This is a genomic window from Pseudomonas sp. SORT22 (genome assembly GCF_018417635.1).
Taxonomy (GTDB): Bacteria; Pseudomonadota; Gammaproteobacteria; order Pseudomonadales; family Pseudomonadaceae; genus Aquipseudomonas.
Window position 1 is genome coordinate 2,803,399 of the sequence record NZ_CP071007.1, and the last position, 19,325, is coordinate 2,822,723.

A 19,325-nucleotide genomic window follows, 5' to 3' on the forward strand; every position below is an offset into this window, starting at 1 on the left:
GATAAGCTTATTTATCCTTCTTTGCTGATTGAAAGTTCTTCGATGGAATCTTTTTCTTTCAGGTGGCCGTTTATTGAAATCGGGTAGGCGTTATGAGCAGCATTCACGATCAAGCCATGCAGTATATCTACCAGCAAGTATTGGCGCGCTTGCTGGAGCATTTGTCCCAGGCCCAGCGGGCCTCTTTGCAGTTATTGATTCAACGCTTGATTGTCGCGGCGGGCGGTGCCGAGCGCATCAACGGCTTCAGGCTGATGTTCGCCCATGATGGCAGCCAGAATGCCAGCCATGCCCTGGCCTGCCTGCGCGCGGCGCAACTGAGCATTGCCGCGCGCTCGCCGGGCACCTTCGAGCTGCGTATCGCCGTGGTGCGCCAGGCCGGCATGAGTACTACGGCCTTGAACAATATCGAGCAGGGCTTCTCGGCGCTGTTTCTGCACGATGATCCGCGGGTCGAGCTGCTGATGCTCGATGACCAGCAGTTGCTGCCATTCGACCGCCGCCACGCTATTTCCCAGAGCCAGCAACTGGCCGAGCGTCACGAATTGCTGTTGTTCGGGCATTTGCTCGCTGGCGGGCCACGGGCCGGTTTCGGTAGCCATGGCACCCTGCGCCTTGCCGAGCTGTGCCGTCAGGCCATCGGCTGGCGCGGCGGTGTCGATGCCATCATCACCGCCCAGCCGCTGCCCGAGCGCCGGCGTCTGCTGGCCTGGAGCCGCCGCGCCCTGCGCGAGGAAGACCTGCTGTGCATCCGGCCGATTCACAGTTGTGCCACGTCGCTGTGCGAGGGCATGAGCGAGTTGCGCCAGCGTTACCTGCAGCAGCTGTACGGCCAGGCCCGGCCCATGGCTACCGGGCCCAACGGCGATTACTGTGCGCCGGCGATGCGCTTCATCATCATCGATGACCTGGTGCATGACCCCGACCTGCCGTATGACGAGCGCCTGAACCGCTTTCTGGGCTGTCGCTTCGACGAGCAGTACTTTGCCTGCGCGCAGGCGGGCACCGCCAACCCGCTGTTGCTGGCGCACCTGAGCGGGCTGCACGGGCAGTTCATCGAAGACAGCGACTACCGCGAAGGCGTCGATGCCTACCTGCGCCAGGCGCGCCAGCGCATGCAACGCAAGGGCCTGCCGCGCACGTTGCAGGTGCGCCTGCTGGGCCGCTGGCAGCACGCCGAGCAGTTACAGCAACGCCGTAGCCAGGCCAGCGACTTCGCCTTGCAGGCCTACGGCTTGAGCGAAGCGCAGCTGGTCTGCCAGTTGTTTGCGCCGTTTGTTTCCCGGGGCCTGCGCCTTGAGGTGTTTTTGCGCCGCTGTCACCCCGGCATGCTGGTGGCCTTGCCTTACCTGCACAAGGCCCTGCAACGATTACCGGCGCCGGAGCCGGTGGTGCAGTGGATGGTCGACATCAGTGGCCTGGACCTGCCACTGCTGCAGATGCTCTATCTGCGTGAACCGGAAAGCTGGGCCCGGCCGCGTTCGTTGCTGGCGCGAATCCAGGGCCGCGGCGCCGACCTGCGCCACCTGCGCGTGCAGCCGCCGTCCCGGGCCTGGCTCAAGGCAGAGCAGCCAGGCCGGTACTGATGAAAGCCCCGCACAGTAGCGAGTTCGCCTACCGGGCGGTGTATCGCTACCTGGTTGAGCTGATCGAGCAGATGGCGCCGGGCAGCTACAGCCGGATGCCGTCGTTGCGCGACCTGGCCCAGCGCCTGAACGTGTCGATTTCGACGGTCCAGTACGCCTATTCGCTGCTTGAGCACGAAGGGCGGGTGCAGCCGGTGCCCAAGTCGGGCTACTACGCCAGGGGGCCGGCCCTTGAGCCGGCACGGCCCAGCGCTGGCGATCTGCTCCAGGATTTGCAGCAGCACGCCAACTCGGCGCGCATGCTGGTGCTCAGCGGCGGCCAGGAGCAGGCGCCGCAGTCGCTGGAGGCAACCTTGCTGGGCATCGAGCGCCAGTTGCTGCGCCAGTACCCGCGCCTGGGCGGCGCCCCCCAGCCCTGTGGCGAGCTGGAACTGCGCACCGCCCTGGCGGCGCGCTATACCCGCTCGGCGCAGTTGTACTGGAGCGCCGAGGATGTCTACCTGGCGCTGGACCTGCGCTCGTTGCTGGAGACCACCCTGGCCGCCCTTGAGCTGCACAACAGCGCCGTGGTGGTGACCACGCCCTGTTCCTGGCGCTTGCTGCGGGTGTTTCAGGCGGCGCGGATACGGGTGCTTGAAGTGCCCTTGCAGGCCGACGGCGGCCTTGATCTCGAGCGCTTTGCCCGGCTGCTGCGCGACGAGCCGGTGCGCCTGGCGATGCTGGCCTCGCGCCTGAGCCTGCCCCATGGCAGCATCATGCCCGAGGCCGCGCGCCAGGCCGTGGCCAGGTTGCTCAACCAGCACGGCGTGTGGCTGCTGGAAAACGACCTGGACAGCGAACTGTGCCTCAGCCCAGGCTCTGGCGCTGACCTGCGCGAACTGGTCGACCCGCAGCGCCTGCTGGTGTTCTCGTCGCTGGAGCGCAGCGTTGGCGCCGAAGCGCCTTACGCCTTCCTGCTGTCGCGCCAGTGGCACGGGCCCTTGCTGCGCCAGTTCCTGTTGCGCGGGTTTCGCCTGCCGCCGTTGCGCCAGCAAGCCGTGGCCAGGCTGTACAGCAAGGGCCGTGTCGATGTGCACCTGGAGCAACTGCGGGCGCGTCTGCACGAGCGCCTGGGCCTCCTGTACCGGCAGATGCAGCTGTACCTGGGCTCGCAGCTGGAGTTCCAGATGCCCGCCGGCGGTGGCTGCATCTGGGCCCGGGTATGCGCCCCGGTAGAGACCCGGCCGTTGTTCCATCGCCTGCTGCAGCAGGGCTTGGTGATTGCCCCGGGCGAGCTGTTCAGCCTGCAGGGCGATTTTCGCCAGCACCTGCGCCTGGGCTGGCCAGCCGGGCCGCAAGGGGACTTGCCCTACGGCTTGAGTGTGCTCAGTGATGAGTTGCGGCGCAGCAACGGTTTAAATTAGTATTGAAAATCGTTATCAATTACAAAAAAACCGCCACCCCATGAGCGATGCGCTGCCTTCTGCCGACTCCCACCTGCGTACTGTCGAGGCGCTGTACAGTGGCCATCACGGCTGGCTGTACGCCAGGCTGCGCAAGCGCCTGGGCAATGCGCTGGATGCGGCAGACCTGGCGCAGGATACCTTCACCCGCATCCTCGCTTCGAAGGTGGCGGTGTTCGACAACCCGCGGGCGTATCTGAATTGCGTCGCTGGCGGCATTCTCGCCAACTGGTGCCAGCGCAAATCGCTGGAGCGCGCCTACCTGACGGCGCTGGCGCAACTGCCGGTGCCCGAGGCGCCGTCCCCTGAGCAGCGCCTGCTGGTGCTCGAGACCCTGCACGAAATCGATGCCATGCTCGATGCCCTGCCGGCGGTGGTCCGGCGCACCTTTTTGCTGTCGCAACTGAACGGCATGAAGTACGCCGAGATTGCCGAACAGCTCGGCGTTTCGCTGATCAGCGTCAAACGCTACATGAAACAGGCCTTCTTGCAGTGCCTGACGCTGGTGGAGTGATGACGTCAACCGCGATTGACCCGCAAGCGCTCGATGAAGCGGCGCAATGGCTGATGTGCCTGAGCGAAGGCGAGGCCTCTGAGGCTGAGCAGGCGGCGTGGGCGGCCTGGCGCACCAGCAGCGTCGAACGTGAGCGCGCCTGGCAGCGCGCCGAATTGTTGCTGGGCAAACTCGGCGGCTTGCCGCCGGCGCTGGCCATGTCGGCGCTCGATCGCCCGGCAGACCCGCGCCGGCGCGCCGCCATCGCCCGCCTGGCGTTGATGCTCGCGGCAGTGCCAGCCGCCTGGGCCGGCTGGAAGGTCAGCGACGAGCAAGCGTGGATGGCCGACTACCGTTCTGCGCTGGGCGAGTGCCGCGAGTTGACCCTGGCCGACGGCACCCGGGTGTTCCTCAACACCGACTCGGCCATCGATGTGCGCTATGACGCGCAGCAGCGCTTCATCCAGTTGCTGCGTGGCGAAATCCTCGTGCACACCGCCACCGACCGCCAGCAGCCACCACGGCCGTTGCGGGTTGGCACCCGCGAAGGCCGCATGCAAGCGCTGGGCACGCGGTTTTGCGTGCGCGAGCAGGGCGGGCGGACTTACCTGGCGGTGCTCGAAGGGGCCGTCCGCATCGAACCGGCCAATGCACCCCCTGGCGCGGTGCAGGTTGTCCGCGCCGGAGAAAAGACCGACTTCGATGCCCACAGCAGCCGTGCACCACAGACGGTCGACGCCAGCATCAGCGCCTGGACCCAGGGCATGCTGCTTGCCGACCGCATGCGCCTGGAAGATTTTGCCGCCGAGCTTGGCCGTTATCGGCGCGGTTTCATCCGCTGCGACCCGCAGATCGCCGACCTGCGCGTATCGGGCGCGTTCCCGCTCAACGACAGCCAGCGCAGCTTGAACATGCTGGCAGCGACCTACCCGCTGGCGGTCAAGGCGCACCTGAACGGCTATTGGCTGTTGCTCACGCCGGCCTAAGTCAGGCGCAGGAAAATAAACCTGGCTGGCGCTGATACTTTTTTGCGTTTCGACTGGCAAGGGGAGTGCACCCCTCATTTATCCAGTCCAAAGGATCCCTCAGTCATGTCTGTTGCAAGTCGCCCTCGCGCTCAACGTCCCCTGGCCCTGGCCGTGCGTAGCGCCATGCTCGGTCTTACCCTGGTCGCAGGCAGTGGCGCCTCGTGGCTTGCCGCCGCGCAGCCATTGGATGCCGTCGCCGCCCAGGCCTACGACATTGCGCCAGGGCCGCTGGGGCGCGTGCTGTCGAGCTTTGCCATGGCCTCTGGTATGGCCTTGTCGTTCGAACCGGCACTGACCGAAGGGCAGCACAGCCAGGGCCTGCGCGGCAGCTACACAGCGCACGACGGCGCGGCGCGGCTGTTGGCCGGCAGCGGCCTGCAATTGCTTGAGCGCGCCGACGGCAGTTTCACCCTCGCCAGGCTGCCTGCCGGCGCCGACGGCCTGACTCTGGACGCCACCACCATCGAGGCCACCAGTACCCGTGCCGGCGGCCTGCCCGAGGCCTATGCCGGTGGCCAGGTGGCCCGTGGCGGGCGCGTGGGCATGCTCGGCAACAAGGACGTGATGGACACGCCGTTCAGCGTCACCAGCTACACCGCCAAGACCTTGGCCGACCTGCAGACGGTCACCGTCGCCGATGCCCTGGAACGCGACCCGTCGGTGCGCTCGACCGGGCAGACCGGCGGGATCGTCGACTCGTTCTTCATTCGCGGCTTTGCTGTGGGCGAAGGCAACCTGGGTGAGCTGGCCTTCGACGGCGTGTATGGCGTGGCGCCCAACTACCGGGTGTTCACCGAATACGCCGAACGGGTCGAGGTACTCAAGGGGCCCGGGGCGCTGATGTATGGCATTTCCCCCAATAGCGGCGTCGGCGGGGTGATCAACATCGTGCCCAAGCGCCCGCTGGCCGAAGACCTGACCCGTTTTACCGCCAGCTACAGTTCCGACACCCAGGTGGGCGGGCACCTGGACATCAGCCGCCGCTTCGGTAGCGAGAAAGCGTGGGGCGTGCGTTTCAACGGCAGTGTCGCCCAGGGCGATACCGCCATTGACGATCAGCAACGCGCCCTGGATATCGGCGCCATTGCCCTGGATTACCAGGGCGAGCGCTTGCGCCTGAACCTTGACTTCATCAGCCAGAAAGAAAAATGGGACGCCTCCTCGCGACCCTTTACCGTGGCTCCGGGCATCGACGTACCGTCGGCGCCGAACGGGCGCAGCAACCTGCCGCAGGACTGGGGCTGGTCCAATACCCGCGAGCAATCGGCACTGCTCGGCGGCGAGTATGACCTGAACGACTCCGTCACGGTGTTTGCCCACGCAGGCGGCGGCAAGGCGGACGTCAAGCGGATGTCCGACCAGGTACCGCGAATCCTCAACGAGGCGGGCGACACCAGCAACATTCCCGGCTACTACAAGTTCAACGTCGACCGTTCGACGGCGGACGTGGGCATGCGCGCGCTGTTCGACACCGGCCCGGTCACCCATACGGCCACGCTGATGGCGACCCGTTATCAGGACGAATTGTCCCGGGGCATCAACAACGGCAGCGAAATCCTCTCCAACATCTACCACCCGATCGATGTGCCCAAGCAGTACATCAGTGCGCCGAAGGTGCTGCGCATCTCCGAGTCGGAACTCTCCGGTGTGGCGTTGACCGACACCTTGTCGGTGCTCGAAGACCGCCTGCAACTGACCCTGGGTGTGCGTCGCCAGGAAATCGAGTCGCGCAACTACAGCGCCACCGGAATAGTGAGCTCACGCTACAAGGACAGCGCCACCACGCCGGTGGTCGGCCTGGTAGTCAAACCCTGGGACGACGTCTCGTTCTACTACAACTACGTCGAAGGCCTGAGCAAGGGCGATATCGCCCCGGCCACGGCGGCCAACGCCGGTGAGGCCTTTGCGCCCTACGAGTCAAAGCAGCATGAACTGGGGGTCAAGTACGAGCACGGCACTTTCATGACCACCCTGGCGCTGTTCCAGATCGAGAAACCCAGTGGCGAACTGGCAAGCGGCAATGTCTTCGCGGTGCAGGCAGAGCAGCGCAACCGCGGGATCGAGCTGAGCATGTTCGGTGAAGTTGCGCCTGGCACCCGCTTGCTCGGCGGGGTGACGCTGCTCGACGGCGAGCTGACCGACTCGGCCACCGCTGCCAACCGGGGCAATGAGCCGGTGGGGGTGCCGGATGTCCAGGCCAACCTCTGGGCCGAGTGGGACACCCCCTGGGCCGAGGGCTTCACCCTGACCGGCGGAGCGATCTACACCGCCAGCCAGTACATCAACCAGGCCAATACCCAGGAGCTGGACGCCTGGACCCGCGTTGATGCCGGTGCCCGCTACAGCACCCGCATCGACGGGCGCCCGACCACCTTCCGGGCCACGCTGCAGAACGTCTTCGACCGTGAGTACTGGTCGGGGGTAGCCTCTTATGGCGCCATCTCGCCGGGCTATCCGCGAACCTTGCAGCTGTCGGCGACGGTGGACTTCTGATGCGCTAGGCAGCGCGTTGGTCGCCCGCGGGTTGCCAGAGGGCGGCGTCTGTATGTATAACCAGTACTCCAGCCGCCAGCCCGTACCGCGCCGTGATCGCCCATTCCGTCGACGACCCGTTCTACTACCTGCACAACTTCCAGCAAGTGCTCGACTGGATCGAGCTGCGCTATGCCGACCTGCTCGACGACCAGGAGCAAGCCTTCATCAGCCAGTTCCGCCAGCAGCCGCAGGCGGCCCGGGCCTTGCTGGTGCGCATGGTGATGCGCAAGGGTCAGCTGTTTCGCCCGAGCAAGCTCGACTACGCCGAAATCGGCTCGACCCAGGCTGCCCTGGCGCCACTGCTGGCCCTGGGCTGGGTGGTCGATGACGGCGTGCTGAGCCTTGAGCAGCTGTTCCAGCTGCTGCGCAAGGACGAGTTGGCCCAGGGCTTTGCCGACCGGCTCGAACGGCCACGGGCGGCCAAGGGCGAACTGCTGGCCCAGTTGCAGGCCCTTGAGCTGCCGCCGCAGCCGTTGCAGCAATGGCTGCCGGGCTTTGTCGAGCCGATCATCGAGCTACGCCTGCAGGCCTTGTGCGACCGTCTGCGCCTGCTGTTCTTCGGCAACCTGTACCAGGACTGGTCGGAGTTCGTGCTGGCCGATCTGGGCCTGCTGCGCTACGAGCAGGTGGCCTTCAGCGCCGACTCGCGGGCCCTGCGCCAGCGCAGCGACATCGATGTGGCGCTGGCCTTGCACCAGTGCGCCGAGCTGCTGGAGCAGGGCGTGGCGCTTGAGCAGGTGGTCGGGCACATCGAGTGCCTGGACAGCGACAACCCCTGGCTGCTGCGCCGTCGCTCGCGGCTGCTGTACCAGCTTGGCCAGCACAGTGAGCGCCTCGGTGACTGGCCGCTGGCCCTGCGCATCTACCCGCGCAGCCAGCATCCGCAGGCGCGCATCCGTCATGTGCGGGTACTGGAGCGTAGCGAGCAGTGGGCGCAGGCGTTCGAACTGGCCTCGCAGATCGCCCGGCAACCGGCCAACAGCCTTGAGGTCCAGGCCCTGGCGCGGATGCTGCCGCGTTTGCAGCGCAAGTTGGGCGGGCCGCCGCAGCCACGGCGGGCCAAGCCCCAGGTCAGCCTGGTCGAGCTGCAACTGCCGGCCGAACTGGCGGCGCTGGGCGTCGAGCAGGCCGTGCAGTTGCACCTGGGGCAGGGCGGCGGGCAGGTGCATTACGTCGAGAACAGCCTGTTCAACAGCCTGTTCGGCCTGTTGTGCTGGGAGGCGATCTTCGCGCCGTTGCCGGGGGCGTTCTTCCACCCGTTCCAGAGCGCTCCGCAGGACTTGCACGACGCCGAGTTCCATGGCCGGCGCAGCGAGCTGTTCGCCCGTTGCCTGGGGCAACTGGACGACGGCAGTTACCGGCAGACCATTCGCCGTCATTTTGTCAGCAAGCAGGGGCTGCAATCGCCCTTCGTCTATTGGCAGGTGCTCAGCGAAGAGCTGCTCGAACAGGCGCTGATCTGCCTGCCCCCGGCACACCTGAAAAGCTGTTTCGAGCGCCTGCTCGAAGACATCCAGGCCAACCGTTCGGGCATGCCTGATTTGATCCAGTTCTGGCCCGAGCAGCAACGCTACCGCATGGTCGAGGTCAAGGGCCCGGGTGACCGCCTGCAGGACAGCCAGCTGCGCTGGATCGAATTCTGCGCCGGGCACGGCCTGCCGGTGGAAGTCTGTCACGTGCACTGGGCGCCATGAGCTACAGCGTGGCGGTGCGGGCGTTGTGCGAGTTTACCGCCAAGGTCGGCGACCTCGACCTGCGCTTCACCCCGTCGCCCACGGCCCAGGAGGGCATCAGCGGCCACCGGCGGGTGGTGGCCGGGCGCGGCGAGGGCTACGAGGCCGAAGTCAGCCTCGAAGGCCAGTATGCGACCTTGCAGGTGCGCGGCCGCGCCGACGGCTACGACTCGCGGCTCAACCGCCTCGAAGAAATCAAGACCTATCGCGGCGACCTGGCGCGCCAGCCCGACAACCATCGCCAGTTGCACTGGGCTCAGGCCCGGGTCTACGGCTGGTTGTTGTGCCAGCAGCGCCAGTTGCCGGCATTGCGCCTGGCGCTGGTGTACCTGAATGTCGACAACGATGAACAGACCCTGGTCGAAGAGCAGCGCAGTGCCCAGGAGCTTGAACAGTTCTTCAACGCCCAGTGTGCGATCTTCCTGCACTGGGCCGAGCAGCAGCTGCAGCGCCAGGCCTTGCGCAATCAGGGCCTGCAGGCCCTGGCATTCCCCCACGGGCAGTTTCGCCATGGCCAGCGTGAACTGGCCGAAACCGTTTACAAGGCGGTCAGCACCGGCCGCTGCCTGATGGCCCAGGCCACCACCGGCATCGGCAAGACCTTGGGCACGCTGTTTCCGCTGCTCAAGGCCATGGTCCCGCAGCAACTGGACAAAATCCTCTTCCTCAGCGCCAAGACCCCCGGCCGCGCCCTGGGGCTGGAGGCGCTGCGCCAGGTGATGGCCAGCGGCACCCAGCCGGCCCTGCGCAGCCTGGAGCTGGTGGCCCGCGACAAGTCCTGCGAATACCCCGGCACGGCTTGCCATGGTGATGCCTGCCCGTTGGCCAAGGGCTTCTACGACCGCCTGCCAGCGGCGCGCCAGGCCGCCCAGGCCGTGGCGGTGCTGGACAAGGCCGCCCTGCGTGAGGTGGCCCTGGCCCATCAGGTGTGCCCCTATTACCTGGGCCAGGAGATGGCCCGCTGGGTCGATGTGCTGGTGGCCGACTACAACTATTACTTTGACCAGAGCGCCTTGTTGTTCGGCCTGGCCCAGGCCAACCAATGGCGTCTGGCGCTGCTGGTGGACGAGGCGCACAACCTGGTCGAGCGGGCCCGGCAGATGTACAGCGCAAGCCTCGACCAGGGCCAGTTGCTGACCCTGCGCAAGCTTAAGCCGGCCGGGCTGGGCAGCGCCCTGGAGCGCCTCAATCGCCAGTGGAATGCCCTGCACAAGGCGCAGCTGGCGCCTTACCGGGTGGTCGACGGCCTGCCCGACGCCCTGCTCAAGGCCTTGCAACAGTGCATCGGGCTGATCCAGGAGCAACTCAACCAGACGCCGACCGGTATTGACCCTGCGGTGTTACAGTTCTTCTTTCAGGCGCTGCAGTTCAGCCGCGTCAGCGAGTTGTTCGACGAGCACTTCCTGTTCGATATCAGCAAGCGCCCGGGCCCGGGCAAGCGCGCCTTGTCGACCCTGTGCCTGCGCAACGTGGTGCCGGCGACGCTGATTGGCCCGCGGCTGACTGCAGCGCGCAGTGCCACGCTGTTTTCCGCCACCTTGAGCCCGCGCCATTACTACGCCGACCTGCTCGGCATGCCGGCCGATTGCGCCTGGCTCGAGGTCGCCTCACCGTTTGCCGCCGAGCAACTGCAGGTGCGGGTGATCAGCAGCGTCTCGACCCGTTACCAGCACCGCGAGGCGTCGCTGGCGCCAATCGTCGAGCTGATCGCCGAGCAGTATGCCCAGGCGCCGGGTAACTACCTGGCGTTCTTCAGCAGTTTCGACTACCTGCAGCAGGTTTCGAGCCTGTTGGCCGCGCGCTACCCGGCCATCAGCCAATGGAGCCAGGCGCCGGGCATGGACGAGCAGCAGCGCCAGGGTTTTCTTGAGCGTTTTGTTCCCCAGGGCCAGGGCGTCGGCTTTGCCGTGCTCGGCGGCGCCTTTGCCGAAGGCGTCGACCTGCCGGGCACGCGCCTGATCGGCGCCTTTGTCGCCACCCTCGGGCTGCCCCAGGTCAACCCGGTCAACGAACAGATCAAGCAGCGCATGGCCCGGCTGTTCAGCGCAGGCTTCGACTACACCTACCTGTACCCCGGGGTGCAGAAGGTCATCCAGGCGGCCGGCCGGGTGATTCGCGGCAACGACGACCGTGGCACGCTGTTGCTGATCGATGACCGCTTCGCCGAAGCCCGCGTACAGCGCATGTTTCCGGCCTGGTGGGCGCCTGAGCAGAAATAATCGCCGGCGCGGGGATAGTCACGGTCGCTTGCTGGTCAAACTGCCAGTAAACTGCGTGTTTTCATCACCCTGAACATCCTTTCTTGAGGTTTTGCATGAAGCTCAGTCCTTTGGCGGGCAAACCGGCCCCGGCCTCCGTGCTGGTGGATATCCCGCAACTGTTGACCGCCTACTACACCGGCCAGCCCGATGCCAGCATCGCTACCCAGCGCGTGGCCTTCGGCACCTCCGGGCACCGTGGCAGCTCCCTGGACCTGAGCTTCAACGAAAACCACGTGCTGGCCATCAGTCAGGCCATTTGCCTGTACCGCCAGACCAAGGGCATCGACGGTCCGCTGTTCATCGGCGCCGACACCCATGCGCTGTCGACCCCGGCAGCAGCCAGCGCCCTGCAGGTACTGGCGGCCAACGGCGTTGAGGTGATGTTGTCCAAGGACGACGAGTACACCCCGACCCCGGCGGTGTCCCACGCCATCATCTGCTACAACCGCGGGCGCAGTAGCGGCCTTGCCGACGGCATTGTCATTACCCCGTCGCACAACCCGCCGCAAAGCGGTGGCTTCAAGTACAACCCGCCCAACGGCGGCCCGGCCGACAGCGATGTCACCAAGTGGATCGAGGCCAAGGCCAACGACCTGCTGGCAGCGGGCCTCGACGGCGTCAAGCGCATGGCCCATGAGCAGGCGCTGGCGGCCAGCACCACCCACCGTCATGACTATGTCGCCAGCTACGTCGCCGACCTGGAAAACGTCATCGACTTCGACGTGATCCGCGGCGCCAACCTGCGCCTGGGCGTCGACCCGCTGGGCGGGGCAGGGGTGCGCTACTGGTCGGCGATTGCCGAGCACTACAAGCTCAACCTGGAAGTGGTCAACACCGAGGTCGACCCGACTTTCCGCTTCATGTCGGTCGACTGGGACGGGCAGATCCGCATGGACCCATCCTCGCCGTACGCCATGCAAGGCCTGATCGGCCTGCGCGAGCGCTTCGACGTGGCCTTTGCCTGCGACCCGGACCACGACCGCCACGGCATCGTTACCAAAAATGGCCTGCTCGCCCCGAACAACTACCTGGCGGTGGCCATCGACTACCTGTTCCAGCACCGTCCCCAGTGGCGCAGCGACGCCGCCGTGGGCAAGACCGTGGTCAGCAGCGGCCTGATTGACCGCGTCACCGCGCGCTTGGGCCGTCGCCTGTTCGAGGTGCCGGTGGGCTTCAAGTTCTTTGCCGACGGCCTGTTCGATGGCTCCCTGGGCTTTGGTGGCGAGGAGAGCGCTGGCGCCTCGTTCCTGCGCAAGGACGGCAGCGTCTGGACCACCGACAAGGACGGCCTGATCCCGGCCTTGCTGGCGGCGGAAATCACCGCGCGCACCGGCCGCGACCCGAGCCAGGCCTATGCCGAGCTTACCGCTACGCTGGGCGAGCCGTTTGCCACCCGCGTCGAGGCCAAGGCCAACCCGCAGCAAAAGGCCCTGCTGAGCAAACTGGCACCGGAGCAGGTCAAGTCGACCATGCTCGCCGGTGAGCCGATCGAGCAGATCCTCAGCCATGCGCCGGGCAACAACCAGGCCATTGGTGGCCTCAAGGTGATGACTGCCAACGGCTGGTTCGCCGCGCGGCCGTCGGGTACCGAGGACATCTACAAGATCTACGCCGAAAGCTTCATCGATCAAGCGCACCTGCAGCGCCTGGTGGCCGAAGCCCAGGAACTGGTGGATGCGGCGATTGCCTGACCGCTAACAGCATCGCGGGTCAAGTCGGATCGCCGCACCGCCGCTCCTACAGATGGGTGTAGGAGCGGCGGTGCGGCGATCCGACTTGACCCGCGATGGCCCTCACGCGATATCAACCAGCACTATCTCGCTGTCCTGCACCGCCATCACCCTGAGCACCTGCTCATCCTCGATCGCCAGCCCATCACGGGCTTCGACGCGCACGCCGTTGACTTCAACCAGGCCCTTGGCCGGCACCAGGTAGCCTCGACGCCCGGCTTCGAAGCGGTATTCGGCGCTTTCCCCGGCGCGCAAGGTCGCCGCCACCAGGCGTGCATCGGCACGAATCTGCAGCGCCTGCTCATCGCCTTCACGGCCGCTGGCCAGGGTCACGAAGCCTTCGCCGCGCTCGCCTTTGGGGAACGGCCGGGTGCCCCAGGACGGCGCCTGGCCGACGCGCTGCGGGATGATCCAGATCTGGAAGATGCGCGCATCGACCTGCTCCAGGTTGTACTCGCTGTGGGTGATGCCGGTGCCGGCACTCATCACCTGCACGTCACCGGCTTCGGTACGGCCCTTGTTGCCCAGGTTGTCCTGGTGGCTGATGGCGCCTTCACGTACATAAGTGATGATTTCCATGTCGCGGTGCGGGTGCGGCGGGAAGCCGCTGCCGGCGGCGATCAGGTCGTCGTTCCAGACCCGCAGGGTACCCCAGTGCATGCGCGCCGGGTCGTGGTACTCGGCGAACGAGAAGTGGTGATGGGCGTCGAGCCAACCATGGTTGGCATGGCCAAGGCTCTTGAACGGGCGCAGTTGCAGCATGATGGTTGTCCTCGAAAGTGAGTGGATGGGACAAATGATCCATCAATCAATGATCGAAAATAAGCGTAAATTTCGACTGATAATAATCATGTTTGTCGATACATAGAGCTGCGGTAATTTGTACGCTTCATCGCCTAATTCACTGATCTACAAGTAATCGGCTGGTGATTTTTGCCCGATGGAGCGAACATGGCCGCTGGTTTTCATTCTGTTGGAGTCGGTGTGTCTGAAGAGCGTCCCAAGCTACCCCTGGAGTTGATTGCGCCGGCGCAGTTGCCTTGGCTGCGGCGCCTCGCTGCGCGCCTGCTGGGTCGCGGCCTGAGCCGTTTGCAGGCGCAGCACCGCGACTCCTGGTTCCAGGGCCATGCCAATGGTCAGCGCACCGGTCACGCCGATGGCTTGCGCGAAGGCTACGAAGAAGGGCGGATTGATGGCTACGAAGCCGGGCGCCAGGTTTTGGTGATCCGTGACACCCGCCCCGACGGCCATGGCGTGCCCGGGCTCGACGACGCCCTGTTCGACGACTGGCGCCTGGCGCTGACTGCCGAGCTCAAGAAGCGCTTCAAGGCCGACGTCGCCCAGCGCCTGCCAGCCCACGCCCAGCCGAGCGCGGCGCAGTGGAAGATGATCTTCAGCGACACGCCGTCGACCTGCGTGATCGCCGGTGCCGGCGCCGGCAAGTCGACTTCGCTGGTACTGCGCATCCTGCTGTTGCGCCATTACCTGGGCTACGAGCTGGACGCCATGACCGTGGTGACCTTCACCCGCGAATCGCGCAAGGACTTCATCAACCGCCTGGTCCAGGTCTTTGCCCTGTGGCAACTGGAACTCAGCCAGGTGCAGGCGCGCGAGCTGGTGCGCACCTTCCATTCGCGTATCCTGCCGCTGGTGCGCAGCCTGCCGGGTTTCAGCCAGGTGCGCGCGTTCGAGACCCTGGGCAGCGAAATGCCCGGCGGCAGCGAAGCCAATGCTGACAGCAACCCGTTCGACCTGCGTATCAACGATGCCCAACGCCAGCAACTCAACCTCTGTTACCGCGACCTGCTGGGCAGCAGCCCGCGCTTTGCCGAGCTGATCGCCGGCCTGCGCCGCGAGGCCCTGCAGCTCAAGGCGCTGGACCGCGACCACCCCGATGTGCAAAAGCGTGTGGCGGTGACCCAGCTGTCGGCCAGCCGCGATGAAGAGCTGTGCGACACCCTCGAAGACCTGTGGTTTGCTGCCGGTGCCTGGCCGATCAAGGGCATCGAGCCGAGCCGCGAAACCGTCGAAATCAACGGTAGCCGCTTTCATTTCCATGGCCATATCGCTGAGCTGGACGCCTACGTAGTGCTCGGTTTCGACCCCGGAGAAAACCAGCAGTACAAGCGCCCCGGGGCCAAGCTGCCGGTGTGGGCGGAGTGGGTGATCAAGCGCACCCTGTTTCAAGCTTTCTGCGATAAGCCTGTGATTTGGCTGGAAAACTACGCTGCGGCCAAGCGCCTGACATCGTCCCTGGCCGGTGATGCCGTGGCCGGGCCGGGCTTTGATTACAAGGTCAAGGGCGAGCTGGGCGCGGCGCCGCTGCTGGATGCCTTTGTTGGCGCTGCCGGCTTTATCGAGAACCTCGGGCTTGAGGTCAACAAGGCGGTCGGTGCCATGAGCTTCCCGGCCGGCGACACCGACGCCCTGTTCTTTGAAGCCCTGGGCCTGTACTGGAAAGCCCTGGAGGCGCACCTGCTGGGCCAGTCGCCGCCGATCATGAGCTACAACCGCATGTTCGCCCTGTTCGGCGAGAACAACCCGCAGAACCTGCAACTGTTGCCCGACCCGTTGTTGCGGCCGTTGGCACACCTGATGATCGACGAGTTCCAGGACGTCTCGCCGCAGATCGTGTCCTGGCTGCGCGCCTGCCTGCGCGAGATCCGCCGCCGTGGCCCGGCCATGCAGGTCGGGCGGGTGGCGCAGCATTCGTCGCTCTTGTGCGTGGGCGATGACTGGCAGTCGATCTACGGCTGGCGTGGCAGTTCGCCCAAGTACTTCATGGAGTTTGCCAAGGAGTTCCCGGCGCCGAGCAGCACGCGGGTGATGCTCGCCGACAACTACCGCAGCCACCAGCACATCATCGATGCGGCCGAGCATATCGTCAAATCGGCGCCGGCCATCAGCGGCAAGAAGGCCAGGGCTTGCGGCCCGGCGGCCGAGACGCCGCTGCCGGTCAAGGTGCTCGAGCGCGACGAGGCGAGCCTGGCCGAAACCCTGCTGGAGCACTACCGCAACGGCGAATCGGTCATGCTGCTGTACCGCAAGAGCAGCGACAAGGCGGCGATTGCCGAGCACCTGCAGGCACTGGTCAACCACGAAGCCGGTTTGCCGGCGGCGCAACGGCGCCTGCGCCAGCTGACCTATCACAGCGCCAAGGGCCTGCAGGCCGACGCGGTGTTCATGCTCGGCGACTGCCAGCACCTGACCCATTCGCCGTACAAGAACCAGGTCTATCGTCAGGCGGGCCTGGGCCGCAGCGGCGATGCCCAGGCGTTCGACAACGCGCAAAAGGACGAAGTCCTGCGCCTGGCCTACGTGGCCATTACCCGCGCGGCGAAACACTGCTACTGGTATGTCGAGAAGCCCACGGCAGAGGCGGCCAACCTGCCTCGCGCCTCCAGCCAGGTGGATGGGCGCAAGGCCTTTTTTGCCGACGAGCGCGTGCCTGGCTAGGGCCGCTTGACCCGGCACCAGGCGGCGTACAGCGCCGGCAGGAACAACAGGGTGAGGGCGGTGGCGACGATCAGGCCGCCCATGATGGCCACCGCCATGGGCCCGAAGAAGATGCTGCGCGACAGCGGAATCATCGCCAGCACCGCCGCCAGGGCGGTCAGCACGATGGGCCGAAAGCGCCGTACCGTGGCCTCGATGATCGCCTGCCAGCGGTCCATGCCGGCCTTGATGTCCTGTTCGATCTGATCGACCAGGATCACCGAGTTGCGCATGATCATGCCCGACAGGGCGATGGTGCCCAGCAGCGCGACAAAGCCGAACGGCTGCTGGAACATCAGCAGAAACAGGGTGACGCCGATCAGCCCCAGCGGGGCGGTGAGGAACACCATGATCGAGCGCGAGAAACTGCGCAACTGGACCATCAACAGGGTCAGCACCACCACCACGAACAGCGGCAGGCCAGCCTTCACCGACTGCTGGCCGCGCGCCGAGTTCTCTACCGTGCCGCCGACTTCCAGCAGGTAGCCGTCAGGCAGGCTGGCGCGGATCGGCTCCAGGGTCGGCTGGATCTGCTTGACCAGGCTCACCGGTTGCTGGTCGCCCTGGATATCGGCGCGAATGGTCACTGTCGGCAGGCGGTTGCGGTGCCAGATCACCCCCTCTTCAAAGCCGTATTCAAGAATCGCGATCTGCGCCAGGCTGACGCTATGGCCCTGGGCGGTCGGCATCGACAGGCTGGACAGTTGCGACAGTTGCTGGCGCTCCTGCTCGCTGCCGCGCACAAGAATCTCGATCAGTTCGTTGTCTTCGCGGTACTGGCTGACCGCAGCGCCGGTCAGCGAGCCCTGGAGGAACCGCGACAGGTCGGCGGTGCTGGCCCCCAGCGCCCGGGCGCGGTCCTGGTCGATGTTCAAGCGCACCACCTTGCTTGGCTCTTCCCAGTCGAGGTGGACGTTGAGCACATGGGGGTTCTCGCGAATTTTGTCGGCCACCTGGCGGGCCAGGGCGCGGACCTCCTGAATGTGTTCACCCGATACCCGAAACTGCACCGGGTAGCCCACCGGCGGCCCGTTCTCCAGGCGTGAGACCCGTGTGCGCAGGGCCGGGAATTGTTCATTGAGGGTCGCGACCAGCCACTGGCGCAGCGCTTCGCGGTCCTCGATGGTTTTCGCCAGCACCACGAACTGGGCAAAGCTTGCCGCCGCCAGTTGCTGGTCCAGGGGCAGATAGAAGCGCGGCGAACCGGTGCCGACATAGGCCACGTAGTTGTCGATGCCGTCATGCTCGGCCAGCAGGCGCTCCAGGCGATGGACCTGTTGTTCGGTCGCGGTCAGCGATGCACCCTCGGCCAGCTTGATATCTACCATCAGCTCCAGGCGCCCCGAGGCCGGAAAGAACTGCTGCGGGACGAAGCGAAACAGCAGGATCGAGGCGACGAACAACCCCAGGGTCAGGGCGATCACGGTTTTGCGATGGTCCACGCACCAGGCCACCAGTGCCCGCACCCGGCGGTAGAAGGGCGTGTCGTAAGTGGCCTGGGCGCCGTGCGCCTGAGCTTGCGCGCCGGTGTGGCTGCGCTGTGGCAGCAGCCGTGCGCCCAGGTAGGGGACGAACACCACCGCGGCGATCCACGACATCAACAGTGCCAGGGTCACCACCTGGAAGATCGAGCGGGTGTATTCGCCGGTGTCCGACTGCGCGGTGGCAATCGGCAGAAAACCTGCGGCGGTGATCAGGGTGCCGGTGAGCATCGGAAAGGCCGTGCTGGTCCAGGCGTAACTGGCCGCGGCCAATCGGTCGAGGCCTTGCTCCATCTTGATCGCCATCATTTCCACGGCAATGATCGCGTCGTCGACCATCAATCCCAGCGCCAGCACCAGTGCCCCCAGGGAGATCTTGTGCAGGCCGATGCCCAGGTAGTACATGGCGGTAAAGGTCATGGCCAGCACTAACGGGATCGACAGGGCCACGACCAGGCCGGTGCGCAGCCCCAGCGACAGGAAGCTGACCACCAGCACGATCACCAGGGCTTCGCTCAGCACCCGGACAAACTCGCCGACGCCGGTCTTTACCGCCGCCGGCTGGTCAGAGACCTTGTGCAGTTGCATGCCCGCCGGCAAGTGCTGCTGCAGGCGGGCAAACTCGCCTTGCAGAGCCTGGCCGAGGACCAGGATGTCGCCGCCGGCCTTCATCGACACGGCAAGACCGATCGCCGGTTCGCCCATGAAGCGCATGCGCGGCGCCGGCGGGTCGTTGAAGCCGCGCTTGACCTCGGCAACGTCACCCAGGCGAAAGGTATTGCCGGCCACCTGCAGGGGGAAGTTACGGATCTGCTCGACGGTCTCGAAGCGCCCGCTGACCCGCAATTGCACGCGGTCGGTCGGGGTCTCGACGAAACCGCTGGCGGCCACCGCGTTCTGTTCCTCAAGGGCCTGGCGCACCGCGCCGAGGCTCAGGCCGAGGTTGACCAGCTTGGTGTTCAACAGCTCGATCCAGATCTTTTCATCCTGCAGGCCCAGCAGCTCGACCTTGCCGACGTCCTTGACCCGTTGCAGCTGCAACTGGATGCGGTCGGCGTAGTCTTTGAGCACGGCATAGTCGTAGCCCTGGCCGGTCAAGGCATAGATGTTGCCGAAGGTGGTACCGAATTCATCGTTGAAGAACGGCCCGAGCGTGCCCTGGGGCAGGGTGTGGCGGATATCGCTGACCTTCTTGCGGACCTGGTACCACAGCTCGGGCAGTTTCGCCGAGTTCAGGGTCTGGCTGGCGGTGAAGATCACCTGCGATTCCCCCGGGCGCGAGAACGAGGTGATGCGTTCATACTCGCCGGTTTCCATCAGCTTCTTCTCGATCCGCTCGGTGACCTGGCGCGCCACCTCTTCGGCGCTCGCTCCTGGCCACAGGGTACGGATGACCATGGCCTTGAAGGTGAAGGGCGGGTCTTCGCTCTGGCCCAGCTTGGTGTAGGCCAGGGCGCCGGTCACGGCCATCAGCAACATCACATAGAGGACGATCTGGCGATTGCGCAGCGCCCAGGCAGACAGGTTGAAATTCATCCGGG

The 19,325-nt window shown here is 65.7% G+C and carries 11 protein-coding genes; 9 read left to right on the top strand and 2 right to left on the bottom strand.

Annotation, left to right across the window (positions count from 1 at the left end):
- Positions 1 to 92: 92 nt before the first annotated feature.
- From JYG36_RS12895 to pgm, 8 genes are all read left to right on the top strand, one after another.
- The gene (locus JYG36_RS12895) at positions 93 to 1,586 is read left to right on the top strand and encodes a hypothetical protein (RefSeq protein WP_093382071.1); all 1,494 of its coding nucleotides are present in this window, start codon (positions 93 to 95) and stop codon (positions 1,584 to 1,586) included.
- A complete protein-coding gene (locus JYG36_RS12900; protein WP_045198170.1) occupies positions 1,586 to 2,989 on the top strand; it encodes an aminotransferase-like domain-containing protein in 1,404 nt (467 codons plus the stop codon). Before JYG36_RS12895 ends, JYG36_RS12900 begins: the two co-directional genes overlap by 1 nt.
- A 40-nt stretch (positions 2,990 to 3,029) precedes the next feature.
- Complete coding sequence (locus tag JYG36_RS12905) at positions 3,030 to 3,542, top strand: sigma-70 family RNA polymerase sigma factor (protein ID WP_123566563.1); 513 nt, start codon at positions 3,030 to 3,032, stop codon at positions 3,540 to 3,542.
- Positions 3,542 to 4,507 (top strand): FecR domain-containing protein, encoded by a 966-nt coding sequence (locus JYG36_RS12910; protein WP_213604286.1) that lies wholly within the window; start codon positions 3,542 to 3,544, stop codon positions 4,505 to 4,507. Before JYG36_RS12905 ends, JYG36_RS12910 begins: the two co-directional genes overlap by 1 nt.
- A 105-nt stretch (positions 4,508 to 4,612) precedes the next feature.
- Positions 4,613 to 7,042 carry a TonB-dependent receptor gene (locus JYG36_RS12915; RefSeq protein ID WP_213604288.1) on the top strand — a complete coding sequence of 810 codons (2,430 nt, stop codon included), beginning with the start codon at positions 4,613 to 4,615 and terminating at the stop codon, positions 7,040 to 7,042.
- Between the two features lie 92 nt (positions 7,043 to 7,134).
- On the top strand, positions 7,135 to 8,778 hold the full coding sequence (locus tag JYG36_RS12920; protein WP_213604290.1) for a VRR-NUC domain-containing protein: 1,644 nt from the start codon (positions 7,135 to 7,137) through the stop codon (positions 8,776 to 8,778).
- Positions 8,775 to 11,036, top strand: a complete 2,262-nt coding sequence (locus JYG36_RS12925) for an ATP-dependent DNA helicase (RefSeq protein ID WP_213604292.1) — start codon at positions 8,775 to 8,777, stop codon at positions 11,034 to 11,036. Before JYG36_RS12920 ends, JYG36_RS12925 begins: the two co-directional genes overlap by 4 nt.
- Before the next feature lie 95 nt (positions 11,037 to 11,131).
- A complete protein-coding gene (gene pgm / locus JYG36_RS12930) occupies positions 11,132 to 12,769 on the top strand; it encodes a phosphoglucomutase (alpha-D-glucose-1,6-bisphosphate-dependent) (protein WP_093382090.1) in 1,638 nt (545 codons plus the stop codon).
- 102 nt (positions 12,770 to 12,871) lie between these two features.
- Here the strand turns inward: pgm and JYG36_RS12935 are convergent, their stop codons facing one another.
- Entirely contained in the window at positions 12,872 to 13,570 is a 699-nt protein-coding gene (locus JYG36_RS12935) for a pirin family protein (protein ID WP_213604294.1), read from the bottom strand.
- A 189-nt stretch (positions 13,571 to 13,759) separates the two neighbouring features.
- Between JYG36_RS12935 and JYG36_RS12940 the strand changes: the two genes are divergently transcribed.
- A complete protein-coding gene (locus tag JYG36_RS12940) occupies positions 13,760 to 16,264 on the top strand; it encodes a UvrD-helicase domain-containing protein (protein ID WP_213604296.1) in 2,505 nt (834 codons plus the stop codon).
- Here the strand turns inward: JYG36_RS12940 and JYG36_RS12945 are convergent.
- A complete protein-coding gene (locus JYG36_RS12945) occupies positions 16,261 to 19,320 on the bottom strand; it encodes an efflux RND transporter permease subunit (protein ID WP_045198189.1) in 3,060 nt (1,019 codons plus the stop codon). The genes JYG36_RS12940 and JYG36_RS12945 overlap by 4 nt on opposite strands.
- Positions 19,321 to 19,325 lie beyond the last annotated feature (5 nt).